This window comes from Vibrio sp. 1401 (genome assembly GCF_033340295.1).
In genome coordinates this window covers 36816-51330 of sequence record NZ_JAWOWF010000002.1, presented here as the reverse complement: position 1 = coordinate 51330, position 14515 = coordinate 36816, and the positions used below count along the sequence as shown (strand labels likewise).

General features: G+C 45.0%; 15 protein-coding genes. 9 read left to right on the top strand and 6 right to left on the bottom strand.

What is annotated here, in order from left to right:
• Positions 1-58: 58 nt before the first annotated feature.
• Both R7Z77_RS01550 and R7Z77_RS01545 read right to left on the bottom strand, forming a co-directional pair.
• Positions 59-1432, bottom strand: coding sequence for an L-cystine transporter (locus R7Z77_RS01550; RefSeq protein WP_005377885.1), 1374 nt, complete (start codon positions 1430-1432; stop codon positions 59-61).
• 200 nt (positions 1433-1632) lie between these two features.
• Positions 1633-2322 carry an NAD(P)H-binding protein gene (locus tag R7Z77_RS01545; protein WP_053350419.1) on the bottom strand — a complete coding sequence of 230 codons (690 nt, stop codon included), beginning with the start codon at positions 2320-2322 and terminating at the stop codon, positions 1633-1635.
• A gap of 249 nt (positions 2323-2571) precedes the next feature.
• On the opposite strand from R7Z77_RS01545, the gene cobT reads away from it, so the two are divergent.
• The 8 genes from cobT (at position 2572) to btuD (ending at position 10637) form a co-directional block, all read left to right on the top strand.
• Positions 2572-3615: a nicotinate-nucleotide--dimethylbenzimidazole phosphoribosyltransferase gene (cobT, locus tag R7Z77_RS01540; protein ID WP_085569560.1), complete on the top strand. Its 1044-nt coding sequence runs from the start codon at positions 2572-2574 to the stop codon at positions 3613-3615.
• A 29-nt stretch (positions 3616-3644) separates the two neighbouring features.
• Positions 3645-4421, top strand: a complete 777-nt coding sequence (locus R7Z77_RS01535) for an adenosylcobinamide-GDP ribazoletransferase (RefSeq protein ID WP_054574173.1) — start codon at positions 3645-3647, stop codon at positions 4419-4421.
• Complete coding sequence (gene cobU / locus R7Z77_RS01530) at positions 4418-4951, top strand: bifunctional adenosylcobinamide kinase/adenosylcobinamide-phosphate guanylyltransferase (RefSeq protein WP_170897133.1); 534 nt, start codon at positions 4418-4420, stop codon at positions 4949-4951. Before R7Z77_RS01535 ends, cobU begins: the two co-directional genes overlap by 4 nt.
• An 11-nt stretch (positions 4952-4962) precedes the next feature.
• Positions 4963-5577, top strand: coding sequence for an alpha-ribazole phosphatase family protein (gene cobC / locus R7Z77_RS01525; RefSeq protein ID WP_169628429.1), 615 nt, complete (start codon positions 4963-4965; stop codon positions 5575-5577).
• A 128-nt stretch (positions 5578-5705) separates the two neighbouring features.
• Positions 5706-7502 (top strand): M3 family oligoendopeptidase, encoded by a 1797-nt coding sequence (locus tag R7Z77_RS01520; RefSeq protein ID WP_053350417.1) that lies wholly within the window; start codon positions 5706-5708, stop codon positions 7500-7502.
• 274 nt (positions 7503-7776) lie between these two features.
• Positions 7777-8805, top strand: a complete 1029-nt coding sequence (locus R7Z77_RS01515; protein WP_017820882.1) for a succinylglutamate desuccinylase — start codon at positions 7777-7779, stop codon at positions 8803-8805.
• Positions 8806-8887: 82 nt separating this feature from the next.
• On the top strand, positions 8888-9883 hold the full coding sequence (btuC, locus tag R7Z77_RS01510) for a vitamin B12 ABC transporter permease BtuC (RefSeq protein WP_053306934.1): 996 nt from the start codon (positions 8888-8890) through the stop codon (positions 9881-9883).
• Entirely contained in the window at positions 9870-10637 is a 768-nt protein-coding gene (gene btuD / locus R7Z77_RS01505; RefSeq protein WP_080996857.1) for a vitamin B12 ABC transporter ATP-binding protein BtuD, read from the top strand. The genes btuC and btuD overlap by 14 nt, the downstream gene beginning before the upstream one ends.
• A gap of 69 nt (positions 10638-10706) precedes the next feature.
• Here the strand turns inward: btuD and R7Z77_RS01500 are convergent, their stop codons facing one another.
• The 3 genes from R7Z77_RS01500 to R7Z77_RS01490 form a co-directional block, all read right to left on the bottom strand.
• A complete protein-coding gene (locus R7Z77_RS01500; protein WP_005377875.1) occupies positions 10707-11282 on the bottom strand; it encodes a nucleoside triphosphate pyrophosphohydrolase family protein in 576 nt (191 codons plus the stop codon).
• A gap of 109 nt (positions 11283-11391) precedes the next feature.
• Positions 11392-11964: a DUF1415 domain-containing protein gene (locus tag R7Z77_RS01495; RefSeq protein WP_213967397.1), complete on the bottom strand. Its 573-nt coding sequence runs from the start codon at positions 11962-11964 to the stop codon at positions 11392-11394.
• Between the two features lie 89 nt (positions 11965-12053).
• Entirely contained in the window at positions 12054-13277 is a 1224-nt protein-coding gene (locus R7Z77_RS01490; RefSeq protein WP_053350414.1) for an MFS transporter, read from the bottom strand.
• Positions 13278-13383: 106 nt separating this feature from the next.
• On the opposite strand from R7Z77_RS01490, the gene R7Z77_RS01485 reads away from it, so the two are divergent.
• Positions 13384-14253: a LysR family transcriptional regulator gene (locus R7Z77_RS01485; protein ID WP_005389786.1), complete on the top strand. Its 870-nt coding sequence runs from the start codon at positions 13384-13386 to the stop codon at positions 14251-14253.
• Positions 14254-14280: 27 nt separating this feature from the next.
• Here R7Z77_RS01485 and R7Z77_RS01480 read toward each other — a convergent pair whose 3' ends face one another.
• On the bottom strand, positions 14281-14511 hold the full coding sequence (locus tag R7Z77_RS01480; protein ID WP_005377871.1) for a glutaredoxin family protein: 231 nt from the start codon (positions 14509-14511) through the stop codon (positions 14281-14283).
• Between the last annotated feature and the right edge of the window lie 4 nt (positions 14512-14515).

The window sequence follows — 14515 nt, the reverse complement described above, 5'->3', positions numbered from 1 at the left end:
GATGGCGAACCATCGGCTTGATATTTTACGTTTTATCGCTTTGGAAGGAATTTGAGTTCTATGCTCGTGTTTCTTCCAATGTTGCTTCACTTTCTGGTGACTTCAGCACTCGGCTAGCAATTGTACCCGCAGTCATTGAGCCTGAAACGTTTAGTGCGGTACGTGCCATGTCAATCAATGGTTCAATAGAGATAAGTAGCGCCGCGATGGTCACAGGTAAGCCCATTGCAGGAAGAACAATCAAGGCTGCAAACGTTGCACCGCCGCCAACACCTGCAATACCAAATGAACTGATGGTGATAATCGCAATCAATGACAGGATAAAGTGTAGATCAAGTGGGTTGATACCCATTGTTGGAGCTACCATCACTGCAAGCATTGCAGGATAGATACCCGCACAGCCGTTTTGGCCGATAGTGGCACCAAACGATGCTGATAGGTTTGCAATCGCTGGTGGTACGTTAAGCTTCGTGATTTGCGCTTCTACGTTTAGTGGAATTGTTGCTGCTGAGCTACGAGATGTAAACGCGAAGGTCAGTACAGGCCAGATTTTCTTAAAGTATTCCGCAGGGCTAACGCCGACAAAAGAGACTAATACGCCGTGAACAACAAACATCAGTGCGATAGCAACATAAGACGCCACAATAAAGCCAAGTAGGTTTAGGATGTCGCCTGCGCTTGATGTCGCTACCACTTTTGCCATCAGTGCTGCGATGCCGTATGGCGTTAGGGCCATGATCATCTTCACTAATCGCATAACGATAGATTGAGCAGCTTCTACGAAAGTACGAATCGGTGATTCCAACTCTGCTTTTTCCATCATCACTTTACGAGCGGCGATACCAGTTAACACGCCGAAAATCACTACAGCGATAATCGATGTCGAGCGAGCACCTGTTAGATCAGCAAATGGGTTGGTTGGAATGAAGCTAACTAGCATTTGAGGAATAGTTAAGTCACTTACTGTACCGGCACGGCTTTCTAAAACGGCGATACGAGCGGTTTCACGCGCACCTTCAGTTAACCCTTCTGCTGACAGGCCAAATGTCGTTGTCACCAAAATACCGATAAGTGCAGCAATTGCAGTCGTTACTAGAAGAACAGAGATGGTCAGGCCAGAAATTTTACCTAATGATCCACCTTTCTCCAATTTAACAACTGCAGAGATCATCGATACCAACACCAGTGGCATGATGACCATTTTCAGTAGACCAACGTAGCCACTGCCTACAATGCCTACCCATTCAAGTGTTTGAGCAATTGCGCTGTTACCTTCACCGTGAATGAGTTGCAAAGCAAGACCAAAAAGAGAACCGGTAACAAGACCGATCAAAACGAGACGTGAAAGAGTGTGTTTCTTTTGTTGTTGATTAAATAGAAAGAACAATATTCCAACAAAGACGGCTAGAGAGGCTATCACTGCAAAATTCATAATTTGACCTTATCAACCAACCTAAGTGGCGGTTGTTTTTTATACGGGGTTTTATACGGATTTATTTATGGAGCGTAAGATAACGCTCGTGATATAACTTTAAAAATGACAAACGGGTATTAGCTAGATCTAAAATGAATATAAAAACGAGATCTAAGTCGCGTGAGAGCGTGAATTAGCACATTAATTGTACAAAATGGTTATTCGTAGTGATGCAGTAAGTCACGCATTTCTTTCCTTTGTAAGTAAACCACCGAGTCTTCTTGATAACTGAAAAGTTGATAAATCATCGCTTTGGCGACATCTTCTGCTCGAATCGGTAAAAAGTTGGACAGTTTGCCAAGCATAAGTGGGCGAATTACCTTAAACAGAGTTTGTACTAACTTCTCGTCCATTCTTGGGTTTTGACGTTGACCAACAAGCGGGCCTGGGCGAACAAATACGATTTCCTCAAAATCCATAGCTTCGATTCGTTGTTCCATTTGTCCTTTACAAGCTAGGTAATGGGATGGCGATTTACTATTTGCACCGAGGCTAGAAACAACCGCAAGGCGTTTGACTCCGATTGTTTTCATCTGTTGGGCGACTTTGCACACCAGATCAACATCTACTCTACGCAAATTATCCTTACTACCAGCTTGCTTAAGGGTCGTACCTAAACAGATAAAGCCGATGGTTGGTGTTGGTTGGTTCTCATCCCATTGGTGGATAGAAAGGTCTGCATCAATGAGAGGAATAAGCTTGTTGTCCACATCTAGGACGCCATCGAGTGGGCGGCGAGAAAGATAATATAATGTTCCAACACCTGATTGATTTATGAGGTTTGCAATGACTTTTGAGCCTACTAAGCCAGTTGCACCGGCGATGATTGCGCAGGTGTTGTTATCCATATCTTTTCTCCTATATGGGAACATAGTCTAAGCTATTGTAGCGGATTTCAACGAGTTACTTATAATCTCGTGCAAGAAAGGTGAGACGCTCTGCGAACTCGGCAGACTATCCTGAGATAAACTTGATTAGCGCTGCCCCAATTGGATGCAAGTGTATACAATAGTGGGGCGCGCAAAAACTGTCGCTGAACAAGACCTCTTGAACAACAGAACACCTCTCACCCAGACAACATCAAAGGAACGTAAAAAATGGATGACTCTTTTGCTGCGGAGATACAAGCACGCATAGATAACAAAACCAAACCCGTCGGTTCTTTAGGCTTATTGGAAAAGGTGGCACTGCAGTTAGCTCTTATTCAAAGTCAGGATAAACCTCAGCCAGTTGATTCCATCGCTATCTGCAAACCGAGCATGCTGGTATTTGCTGGAGATCACGGCGTTGCAGAGGAGGGTGTGAGCATTGCGCCAAGCGAAGTCACTCAGCAAATGGTGGCTAACTTTCTCGCTGGCGGCGCAGCCATCAACTGTTTTTGCGACATTAATGGCATTCAACTCAAAGTAATAGATTGCGGCATGTTGGCTCCTATTGATGTGCTGGTTCCAGAATTTAAATCCCATCCCAACTTGGTTGAACAACGGTTGGGTAACGGTACGGCTAATTTTTCTAAACAATCCGCGATGTCCCCAGAACAAGTGGCGTTAGGTTTAGAATATGGTGCGAAGATTGCTGAGCATACCATTTTGCATGGTTCAAACCTCTTAATGTTCGGCGAGATGGGCATCGGTAATACCAGTTCGGCCTCAGCATTGTTATCGGCGCTGAGCTCATTAGATATTGATTATTGTGTTGGCGTTGGCACCGGAATCAATCAACAGCAGTTGAGCCGCAAATATAAACTGGTAGCACAGGGGGTAAACCGATGTCGAGGTCTTGATACCAAAGCGATTCTCGCACAGGTTGGGGGCTTTGAAATCGTACAAATGGTGGGCGCTTTTTTAGAAGCCAAGCGGCTTAAAACTCCAGTTTTAGTGGATGGGTTTATCGTATCGGTAGCGGCTTATATTGCGACGTTGTTAGACGAAGAAACGCGTGAATACATGTTGTTTGCCCATCGCTCTGAAGAAAATGGACATAAATTTGTATTGGAACATCTAAAAGCAGAACCTCTGCTCGACCTTGGTTTACGGCTAGGGGAGGGAACAGGAGCCGCTCTTGCCTTGCCTCTGTTAAAAGCTGCTGCTCAGTTTTACAACAAAATGGCGAGCTTTGAGAGTGCAGGAGTTACAGTTTAGTGTCAGTCCCTGATAATTCTGAGAAAGTCATGCCGTCATCGTTAAGATACCAGTGGGAGTTATTTCTATTAGCTACCAGTTTTTTTAGCCGCTTACCCGTGCCCCAAGCGTTGCCTTACAGTGAAGAACGCATGAATCAGGCAGGCCGTTACTTCGCGTTAGTTGGTCTCGTGCTTGGAGCACTTTGCGCTTTGGTATTCTCGCTCACCTCAATTTTTTTCCCAGAGTCGGTTGCCATAGTATTAACGATGGTGTTTAGCTTATTGTTAACTGGGGCTTTTCACGAAGACGGCTTGACCGATATGGCGGATGGCATTGGCGGTGGCATGACCGTAGAGCGACGCCTCTCTATTATGAAAGACAGTCGTATTGGCACTTATGGTGCCGCCACTCTCATTATGGCGTTATTGGCTAAGTATGTTTTTTGGAGTGAACTGGCTAACTTGCCGCACTTTTGGTTGGTCATTGTCGTCGCTTACACCGCAAGCCGAGCACTAGCAGCGACGCTTATTTATGACATGCCTTATGTCAGTGACAGTGATACGTCGAAAAGTAAACCGCTAGCAAGTCGCCAGTCTTCTCTAGAAGTCTCCATTTTGTTGTTTACTGGTGGCGTAACATTGCTTGTGCTTGGTATCGCGGATGCGATCTTGATATCGCTTGTTCTCGTGGTATTTCGTTTGATGTTCAAACGTTGGTTAACCAAGAGAATTGGCGGCTTTACGGGGGATTGCCTTGGCGCAGCGCAACAGTTGTCGGAACTGCTTATTTATCTCACTATGATTGGGTTGTATCACTCCTCATGAAGCAATTGATACTCGGTGGCGCGCGCTCTGGGAAGTCGCATTTGGCAGAAAAAACAGCTAAGCAATTATCGGTCGCTTCTCATCGATCATTACAATATGTTGCAACCGCGCTGCCATTTGACCAAGAAATGCGAGAGCGAATAGCGCATCATCAAAAGCAACGCGGGGGCGAGTGGCAAGAGCATGAATGCCCCCTTCATTTATCTGAGTTACTGACAAATTTCGCTACCACCGATGTTGTATTGGTCGACTGTTTAACCTTGTGGCTCAACAATTGGATATTTGAGTTAGGTGATGAATGTTCCAATGAGAAGCTAGAAGCAGAAATTGAAAAGCTTATACAGGTGGTACGTGGCTCAGATGCGACGTTAATATTCGTCTCTAACGAGGTTGGAATGGGCATTGTACCTTTGGGGGCGGTTAGTCGTTATTTTGTGGATAATGCAGGACGGATGAATCAAAAACTAGCCAGTGTTTGCCATCGCGTTACCTTTGTTGCTGCTGGTTTGCCGTTGGTTCTTAAAGAGTAGGATGGAACAAAATGAAAACACTCAATATCTATCTTGTGCGTCATGGAAAAGTAGACGCTCTACCAGGACTCCATGGCCAAACAGATGTAAAAGTTACGCCTGCTGATCAAGAGAGTATTGCTCGGGCTTGGGCCGAGAGTGGACGAGGTGTGGGTGGAATAATTTCTTCTCCTCTTTCACGCTGTCAAGAACTGGCAAACATCATTGCTGAACAGCAATTATTACCAGTAATGACGGATGAGTCTTTACAAGAGATGGCATTTGGTGATTTTGATGGTATGCCTTTTGATATGCTCACTGAGCAGTGGAAAAAGCTAGATGCTTTTTGGCAATCGCCAGCACAACATACGTTGCCGAATGCTGAGAGCTTAAGCACATTTTCTGAGCGCATATGTCGCGTTTGGTCTCAAATCATCAACGATATCAATGACAATCTACTTATCGTCACGCATGGTGGCGTCATTCGTATGATTCTTGCTCATGTATTGGAGTTAGATTGGCGTAACCCAAAGTGGTATTCGACGTTGTCGATAGGAAACGCTTCTGTCACGCATGTAACAGTTACCATAGATGAGCAAATTTACGCCTCGGTGCGTTCGATTGGCGTACCTCTTTTAACTCGTTAATTTATAAATATTAAAATGCCCAGAACGATATTGCTTACGGGCATAGTCACGGAAGATGTCAGTGGAAGCCCATCTGCTAGGTGCAGGAAGCGAAAATTGACTCAGTTACATAAAAAGGAAATATAGAAATGACAACGCCGAGTTGGGATTTGTCCATCGTTTATAACGACCTTTCTGACCCACGAATTCAAGACGATATTGCTCTTGTGGAACAATGTATTGATCTTTTGAATAAACAATCAGCAGATTGTGGCAACGTAGAGATCATGCAAAATGCGATTTTGACCAATGAAGCCGCGAGTCGTTTAGCGGGTACAGTTGCAAATTTTGCGAGTTGTTATGCTTCTGTTGATGCAACAAACGCCGAAGCGAAATCGTTACTTGGTAAAATGACCCGCATCTTTTCGGAGCTTTCCCAAGCGTTCAGTCCCTTTGATTTGACACTAACTCATGCCGACGAAGAGTTTATCTTGCGCGTGTTAGACCATGAGAATCCTGATATCAGTGGGCAAGCTTTTTCTATCTTGAATTCTAGAAAGTTGGCGGATACTCGTCTTAGCAACGCAGAAGAACAGTTACTGGCTGCGATGAGTGTGGATGGCAAATCGGCTTGGGGTAACCTATACGATAACCTGACTGGCTCATTGAAAGTGAAGCTTGAGTACACAGATGGTAATAGTGAAGAGCTTGGATTTTCTCAAGCGGCAAGCATTCTTTATGGTTCTGAATTCGAGCGTCAAGAAGCCGCGTGGCGTGGCGTACAAGATGCAATGCAAACGCACCAAGAATCATTCGCTGCGATTTTGAATGCGTTAGCAGGATGGCGCTTAACTGAAAACAAAAAGCGTTCTACGAAGCGTGAAGTTCACTTCCTAGAGCCGAGTTTGCATGGTAGCCGAATCCAAGCTGAAACTTTAAATGCGATGATGACAGTAGCCAAAGACAGTCGAGCTATTGGTCAGAAAGCAGGTTTATTGATGGCGCAAGTACATGGTCTGGATGAGATGAAACCTTGGAATCATCTGGCGGCTATGCCTGCTTTGAGCGGTGAAGCGAAGGTTTACGACTTTGATGAAGCGATTGATGTTATTTGTGAAGCATTTGAAACAGTAAACCCTGAGATGTCGGAGTTTGTCCGTTTGATGGTACAAAATGGTTGGATTGATGCCGCGCCAAATGCTAACAAGCGTCTTGGCGCATACTGCACCAAACTGCCAGCAACGCGAACACCACTTGTGTTTATGACTTGGAGTGGCAGCCGTTCAGACCTTATGACTCTGGCACATGAACTTGGCCATGCGTTCCATAACTGGGTTATTCGTGATTTGCCACTTTGCCAAACTTACTACCCAATGACGTTAGCAGAAACCGCCTCTATCTTTGCAGAAAACATCGTTCGTGATCATTTGATTTCGAAAGCTGAGAGCGTTGATGAAAAGCTCGAGATGTTGTGGGAAGAGTTGTCATCTGCGCTAGCTTTAATGATCAACATTCCGGTTCGCTACGAGTTTGAAAAATCGTTTTATGAACGCCGCCAGGATGGAGAGTTAACCGCAGATGATTTCTGTGAGTTGATGTCAGAAACTTGGAAAGAATGGTATGGCGACGTAATGAGCGAACCGGATCCGTACTTCTGGGCAAGCAAGCTGCACTTTTCTATTGATAGCGTGAGCTTTTATAACTACCCATACCTATTTGGCTTCTTGTTTAGCAAGGGTATCTATGCACAGCGAGAAACCAAAGGCGAAGCGTTTTACACCGATTACATCAATTTGCTGCGCGATACAGGCTGCATGATGGCGGAAGATGTCGTCGAAAAGCATCTGTCTATGGATTTAACCCAGCCAAGGTTTTGGCAGCAGAGTGTTGAGCTAGTGCGTGAAAAAGTCGATGAGTTTGAGCGTTTGCTCGTACAGCGCGGCTAAGTTTTTCGCAGTGTTGATGCATAATCTGCTTTATAGCTACAAAAATTTGATCAAATCATAATGATCTTAATCAGGGCTGTGGTAAAGTTCACAGCCCTAACACTTTGTAATTGTTTGAAAATTAAACGCCTCAATGCTTGATTTGAGTGCCTGGCGCGAAAAGGCATCGGATTTTCGAGGGAAATAGTGATTTCTACTCATAAGTGAGATCGCAGCAACAAAAATCCTTTGTACAATTTATTAACATATCCGCCGTGCTATTAAGGAGTAACGCATGACGAAGTCTCTCTTTCGCCAATCGTTTTTAACTGACACGTTAGATGTTCATATTGATGTTGCACCAGCGGAGCAGGTGCTTTCTAGCGGTGTAAAACTTAAACTCTATCAGCGTGGTGTATTAGAAGTAATCCCTGCGAATTATACTCAGGATACGAAGAACATCATCATCTCTTGTGGAGTTCACGGAGATGAAACCGCACCGATGGAGCTGGTGGATTCCATTATTCAAGACATAGAATCTGGGTTCCAGACGGTCGATACCCGTTGTCTGTTCATTATCGCTCACCCAGAATCCACTCTGGCGCACACGCGATTCCTCGAAGAAAACCTCAACCGTCTGTTTGACGAAAAAGAACACAAACAGACAAAAGAGCTTGTTATCGCCGATACACTTAAGCTGCTTGTTCGAGATTTTTATCAGGATACCGACCCGACAACACGCTGGCACCTTGATTTACACTGCGCGATTAGAGGCTCGAAGCACTATACGTTTGCAGTAAGTCCTAAGACTCGTCATCCAGTGCGCAGCAAGGCATTGATCGATTTCTTGGACAGTGCACACATTGAAGCTGTGCTCCTGTCAAACTCACCATCGAGTACGTTTAGCTGGTACAGTGCTGAGAACTTTGGTGCGCAGGCTCTCACGATGGAGCTTGGACGTGTGGCTCGTATTGGTGAAAATGACCTCGATAAACTGACCGCGTTTGATTTGTCTTTACGTAATTTGATTGCGGAAACGAAGCCAGAACACCTACCAAAACCATGCATTAAGTATCGCGTAAGTCGCACAATCGTTCGTTTGAACGAAGACTTTGACTTTATGTTCGACGACAATGTTGAAAACTTCACCTCATTTGTTCACGGCGAAGTGTTTGGTCATGATGGCGACAAACCATTAATGGCGAAGAATGAAAACGAAGCGATTGTCTTCCCGAACCGCCACGTCGCAATAGGTCAACGTGCAGCTCTGATGGTTTGTGAAGTGAAAACCCGTTTTGAAGAGGGTGAGTTGGTTTACGATTAATCCAACATTGCTTTGAGAAGTTAATTGCAATTTACCGAGGCTTAACTGTAAGGTTAAGCCTCGTTTGTTTTTATCGGCCGCTATGGATTTTCAACAACTTATCCTGAACAAGGAACGACGCTGGCAACGTAACCTGATGGTTATGTCGATCGTGCTCGCTGTACTCTCTGCCATTCACTTGATGGTCGGAGAAATTTTCCTTTCTCCTTTTCAATCCTTATCTGCATTTGAACAGAAGTTATTGGTGGACTTGCGTTTACCGAGGTTAGTGTCTGCGGCAATTATTGGTGCTGCGTTAGCGGTATCTGGCGCGACGTTACAAGTGTTGCTTGGGAACGTGTTGGCTGAACCTGGCGTGCTTGGTATCTCTGGTGGCGCAAGCTTAGCAATGGTCTTAATCATGTTCGCGTCACCTGTTCTTCCTACCCCGATTGTTTTTATGTTGGCAGCGATTGCAGGCTCGATGGTATTCACGTTTGTTTTGGTGGCGATAGCAAGGGCAATGCACCTGACGACGGCTCGATTGCTTTTGGTTGGGGTCGCATTGGGTATTTTATCGAGCGCGATTGTGACCTGGGCATTTTACTTTAGTGATGATCTCAGTTTACGCCAACTGATGTATTGGTTAATGGGCAGTATTGGCGGTGCAAGTTGGTATCAACATACCGTTACTTTGGTGATGTTACCGGTGCTTACCTGGTTATGTTGTAAAGGCAAGTCGCTTGATAAATTGATGCTGGGTGAGATTCATGCGACCCAATTGGGTGTCGATGTGCATCAAATGCGTTGGAAATTGATCCTCGCCATTTCTGTTTTGGTGGGTAGTTCAGTCGCTTTGGGTGGCATCATCAGTTTTGTTGGTTTGGTGGTGCCGCACTTGTTGCGTTTGGCTTTTGGTACGGAAAACCGTTATTTATTGCCACTTTCTGCAATATCTGGTGCTGCGTTGCTTGTATTTGCTGACATCGGCGCAAGACTGTTATTGGACTCCGCAGAGTTGCCTTTAGGTGTCATGACAACATCGATTGGCGCACCTATTTTCATCTGGATGCTGGTGAAGAGTCATGATGCACGTTAAACATATGTCGGTTGGTAGTCGATTATTGCCTCTTTCTTTTGAATGCAAAGCTAGCGAAATCGTACATATCGTTGGGCCTAATGGTTCCGGTAAGAGTACTTTATTGGCTGCGATTTCTGGTACGTTAAGTCACCGAGACGGTATGAGTGGTGAAGTGTACGTTGGCAACAAAAACTTGCTTACTTTACCGTTGTCAGAGCAAGCTCATGTTCGAGGTTATTTGTGTCAGCAATCGCGCCCAGCGTTTAATGTTGATGTGTTTCAGTATCTCGCTTTATCTCTGCCAAGTGGTGCTGAGATTGCGGATATCAAAGTGCGTGATGCCGTCAATATGGTGGTGGAGCTGGTACAACTGCAAGATAAGCTTCATCGCAGTATTCAAACATTATCCGGTGGTGAGTGGCAGCGTGTCCGATTAGCAGGTGTATGTTTGCAGGTGTGGCGTACCATTAATCCTTTTTCGCAGTTTTTAATTTTGGATGAGCCAGCAGCACCGTTAGATATTGCGCAAGAGGGTCTGCTCTATCAATTGATTAACGCTATGGCGGCGCAGGGAATTGGAGTATTAGTTGCTAATCACGATCTCAATCGCACATTAAAGCACGCAGATAAAGTATTGCTGCTTAACAACGGTGTGCTGCACTCATCAGGAAGTGCCGATACTGTGCTAACGGAAGAAGCTCTCGGGGAAGTGTTCAATACTCAAGTCAAAAAGGTCATCGTAGATGAGCAACCTTATTTAATCTTTGATTAATGTTTAGGGACAATAAAAAACGACCTACTTGAGGTCGTTTTTTTTAATCGAGATAGCCAAACTCAACGCTTATTGAGTTAACGGTTTTAGATCTGCAGGGCGGTAGTAAACAGATTTGAGTACTTTGCCTTTACGAATGGTTTTACCTTCCGATACGAAATCTTCGGCGCATTTCGCGATGATGTATTCACCTTTCTGCACCGCCATCAACTTGATGCCTTGTTCTGCGTAGAATGCTTCTGTTTCTGAGTACTCTTGCTCGTTACGGCATACTTTGCTCATGTTGCTTGAATGTACTTCATCCCAGCAAGGAATAAACTCGATACCACGGTTTACCGCAACGTTTAATAGAAGATCAATTAAGTAGCTGATCGCCAGGTTGTCTTCTACTTTGCTGTGGCCAAGATGAACGAGACGGCCCATTAATACATACACGCTGTCTACGATGGCATCTGCTTGCTCAGTTTTACAATCTGCTTCTGCTAGCTCTGTTAGCTCTTCGATCGCCAAAGAGGTGTGTAGTGTGTCTGCTTGCGTATCAAGGCTTGCAGCGTCTGCGACTGGTAAGTCGAACGTACTACGGAACTCGGTGATATCACGGTATAAGTGATCAAAAATCTCTTGGGTTAGCTTTGACAGTTGCATTCTAATTTCCATTGAATCGATTGAAGCGGCAATGATACCAAACCGCACTTTGAACCCCAAGGGCATTGCATCTAACTGGTGATAAATCTGCCTTTGGGAATGGTGGTGCTTAACGAAATAGGTAAGGGAACAGCTTTTTACGTTCTTCCTCTGAAAGGGCGGAAACACGAGCGATGTTCGTATCGGGAATGGATTCAGGATCAGGATAGTGTTTTAGTACCTTTTCCATACTCTCTTCGCGAATCAAATGGAAGATCGGGTAAGGAGAACGATTGGTTAGGTTTTCGTCGTCTTCAGGCCTTGCGCCGCCAAAACAGTAATCAGGATGGAAAGTCGCTACTTGGAAAACACCTTCCCAGTTTTGCTGCTTAATTAATCCTTCAACCCAATCTATGCAAAAGTTGTAGTCCCAGAAATCTTGTAGCATGTTGGGAACCACAACCAACGTGGTCTCAAGTTGTTCGGGTTCTGTGTTACTCAGCTCAATCAGCTGCAATAAAATATCTTCTAGAAGCGCTTCTTCTTGAGTCGCTTCACTAACAAAGATTTTGATTTGTTTATTACGTTGCGGCTTGGCAGCAAATGGACAAAGGTTGAGACCGATTACTACATCTTTGAGCCATTGATCGACCTGTTGAGTGATCGCTTCGATATCTGTGTTTTGTGTTGAACGCGTTGACATACGACTTTCTGGTTTTTATTAAAGTAGCGCAAGCATAGCAGAGTTGGTTATCCAAGTAACCAGAGAGGTATTACGCAAATGAGCGTACCTTAGCTACTCTTTAAACTCGCAGCGTCAGGTGTTTGGTCAGTATGCTTTCTTTCGGCAATGTGTTTCAAATACGCAATTGCAGCAAACATCGCTAGGTAGACTGCGCTTCCTCCCATAAGAACACTCGACCAACCACCATGTTGCCAACAATAAAGAAGTAAGAATCCTCCTAAGCTACCGCCTACGTAGTAGTGTACTAAGTAGAGCGCTGTCGCGGTGGCTTTGGCGCGAGTGGCGTTCTGACCGACCCAACCGTAGGCGAGGGTATGAGTAAAGAAGGCACCAAAACTTATCAGCAACAACCCAAATAGCATTGCAGTCAAGCTTTCAACCGCCGCAATCCACATCCCCGCCATGCTCACTATCGCGCCTAAGAACATACCGAGGATTGATGAATAACGTTTACTCCAGTGGCCTGCGCAACGAGAGGAGAAAGTCCCTCCCAAGTAACAAATAAAGATCAGTGAGGCCAACCCGACGGGCACATTGTGAGGTTCACTCACCAGACGGAAACCCATGACGGAGTAAAGGTTGACGAACAAAGCAAAGTTGAGTCCTCCTATCAGCATTGCGAACCACACGCGTTGGTTTTTAAAATGACCAATAAGCGCACGATTTTGATGGCGCAAGCTGCTTGATGACGGGGTGAAGTTGCGCTGTGTTGGCAATAAATAGTGAACGCCAATGACACCAAGAAGAGTGAACACCATCATAACTTCAATGGCGACATCAACACTGAAATTGTCCGCCAATAAGCCACCGCTAATACGCCCTGCAATGCCGCCTAATGAGTTAGCCGCAATGTACGTTCCAATTGCCATCGGGAAGGCGTGCTTGTCGAGTTCTTCTGCCATGTAAGCCACGGCGACCGCAGCAAAAGCGGCGAGCGCGACACCGATCAGTGCTCGACATACCACCAAAAACAGAAATGAGTCACCAAACAGCATCAAAGCGGAAAGGGTAGGAATTGAAAACAGACCAGCCATCATGACTGGCTTTCTTCCCACTGATTCTGACAACACAGCCATTGGAACGAGGCTAAAAGAGAGAGCGAGTGTCGAGGCCGCAAATAACCAGTTCACTTGCGTTTCTGAGATCGTGAAAATTTGAGCAAAAGTGGGCAGCATTGGCTGTAGTAGGTATAAATTTGAAAAAACCAAGAAGGAACCAAGCGCTAGCGAGAGCGTAATGCGTTTGTATTCCGGTGTGCCAAAACTGACCATGAATCCTGCCTAATGTGAGCAAATGGAGAGACTGTGATCAATCTATCAGTTCGTTATAAATTAAAAAAATATATTAAAAATATGGACACCATATATTTTTGATCTAATGGAATCGAAACAACTTAAACATTTTCTGGCGGTCGCTGAACACGGAAACATTACCCATGCGGCGAAAGCCCTGCATATTGCCCAGCCCGCATTAAGCATTTCTATCAAAAAGTTTGAGCAGTCTTTGGGCGTTACCCTATTTCGCCGTGATGATAAAAAAATCAGCTTAACGAAAGAGGGCGAAACGTTATTTGTACATGCCAAGCGGGTGATTCAACAGTTGCACGACGCGCAGCTCGCGATTGATGAGTTGAAAGGCTTAGCGAAAGGCGAAGTAAGGCTCGGGACGCCATCAATGATGGGCAGTTATTTCTTTCCACGAATTGTGATGGCGTTTAAAAGCCAGTTCCCGGAGTTAAAATTGACCTTGGTCGAAGCTGGGACTCAATCGATTCGTCGTATGCTGCTCAATGGTCAACTCGATATCGGTGTGATCAGTTGTGATAACGTGCCTGATGACCTAGAAACTGACCATTTGTTTACTAGCCAAATGGTCGCAGTTGTTTCACCTGAGCATGAGTTAGCCCAGCGACACGCTCTTACTTTTGATGAGTTCTTTGAACACGATTTGGTTATGTTTCAGCATGGCTATTTTCACCGCGAATTTTTGGATCAGGTGAGTGAGGAGCATGGGTTTACCATGAAGTCATCATTCGAGACCAACTTACTGCCTTTGATTTTGAGTATTGTAAAACAAGAGTTTGCGATTACCGCGTTACTGGAATTGGTGACTCAACATGAGTCGGGCGTTGTTGGCTTACCGTTTGAACCACCAGTGACGCTGGATCTGGCACTTGCTTGGCGCAAGCAGGGGTACTTATCAATAGCAGATCGAACGTTTATCGACTTTATCAAGCGCTACGTTTAAACGCAGCGCAGATTCATCGTCCGAGCACTAGTCGCCTTTGTACATCTTCTCGAAGTTCTTTGGGTTCCAGCCAATCATTACCCGATCACCAATTTTTAAAACTGGCACTGAACGAGCACCAAGCGCATCAAGTTCTTTGCGACCGCGTTGCATCTTAGCATTGCACAAACGATAGTTAATATTTTTCGAATCCAGATAACGTTGAGCATCTTTGCAGTGAGGGCATTTGTCTTTGACATAAAGAACGACACGTTTCATTGAA

Excerpts from the sequence above, each read along its gene's own strand:
- R7Z77_RS01550 (WP_005377885.1), bottom strand. The coding sequence starts at position 1,432 with ATGAATTTTGCAGTGATAGCCTCTCTAGCCGTCTTTGTTGGAATATTG.
- R7Z77_RS01545 (WP_053350419.1), bottom strand. The coding sequence starts at position 2,322 with ATGGATAACAACACCTGCGCAATCATCGCCGGTGCAACTGGCTTAGTA.
- cobT (WP_085569560.1), top strand. The coding sequence starts at position 2,572 with ATGGATGACTCTTTTGCTGCGGAGATACAAGCACGCATAGATAACAAA.
- R7Z77_RS01535 (WP_054574173.1), top strand. The coding sequence starts at position 3,645 with ATGCCGTCATCGTTAAGATACCAGTGGGAGTTATTTCTATTAGCTACC.
- cobU (WP_170897133.1), top strand. The coding sequence starts at position 4,418 with ATGAAGCAATTGATACTCGGTGGCGCGCGCTCTGGGAAGTCGCATTTG.
- cobC (WP_169628429.1), top strand. The coding sequence starts at position 4,963 with ATGAAAACACTCAATATCTATCTTGTGCGTCATGGAAAAGTAGACGCT.
- R7Z77_RS01520 (WP_053350417.1), top strand. The coding sequence starts at position 5,706 with ATGACAACGCCGAGTTGGGATTTGTCCATCGTTTATAACGACCTTTCT.
- R7Z77_RS01515 (WP_017820882.1), top strand. The coding sequence starts at position 7,777 with ATGACGAAGTCTCTCTTTCGCCAATCGTTTTTAACTGACACGTTAGAT.
- btuC (WP_053306934.1), top strand. The coding sequence starts at position 8,888 with ATGGATTTTCAACAACTTATCCTGAACAAGGAACGACGCTGGCAACGT.
- btuD (WP_080996857.1), top strand. The coding sequence starts at position 9,870 with ATGATGCACGTTAAACATATGTCGGTTGGTAGTCGATTATTGCCTCTT.
- R7Z77_RS01500 (WP_005377875.1), bottom strand. The coding sequence starts at position 11,282 with ATGCAACTGTCAAAGCTAACCCAAGAGATTTTTGATCACTTATACCGT.
- R7Z77_RS01495 (WP_213967397.1), bottom strand. The coding sequence starts at position 11,964 with ATGTCAACGCGTTCAACACAAAACACAGATATCGAAGCGATCACTCAA.
- R7Z77_RS01490 (WP_053350414.1), bottom strand. The coding sequence starts at position 13,277 with ATGGTCAGTTTTGGCACACCGGAATACAAACGCATTACGCTCTCGCTA.
- R7Z77_RS01485 (WP_005389786.1), top strand. The coding sequence starts at position 13,384 with ATGGAATCGAAACAACTTAAACATTTTCTGGCGGTCGCTGAACACGGA.
- R7Z77_RS01480 (WP_005377871.1), bottom strand. The coding sequence starts at position 14,511 with ATGAAACGTGTCGTTCTTTATGTCAAAGACAAATGCCCTCACTGCAAA.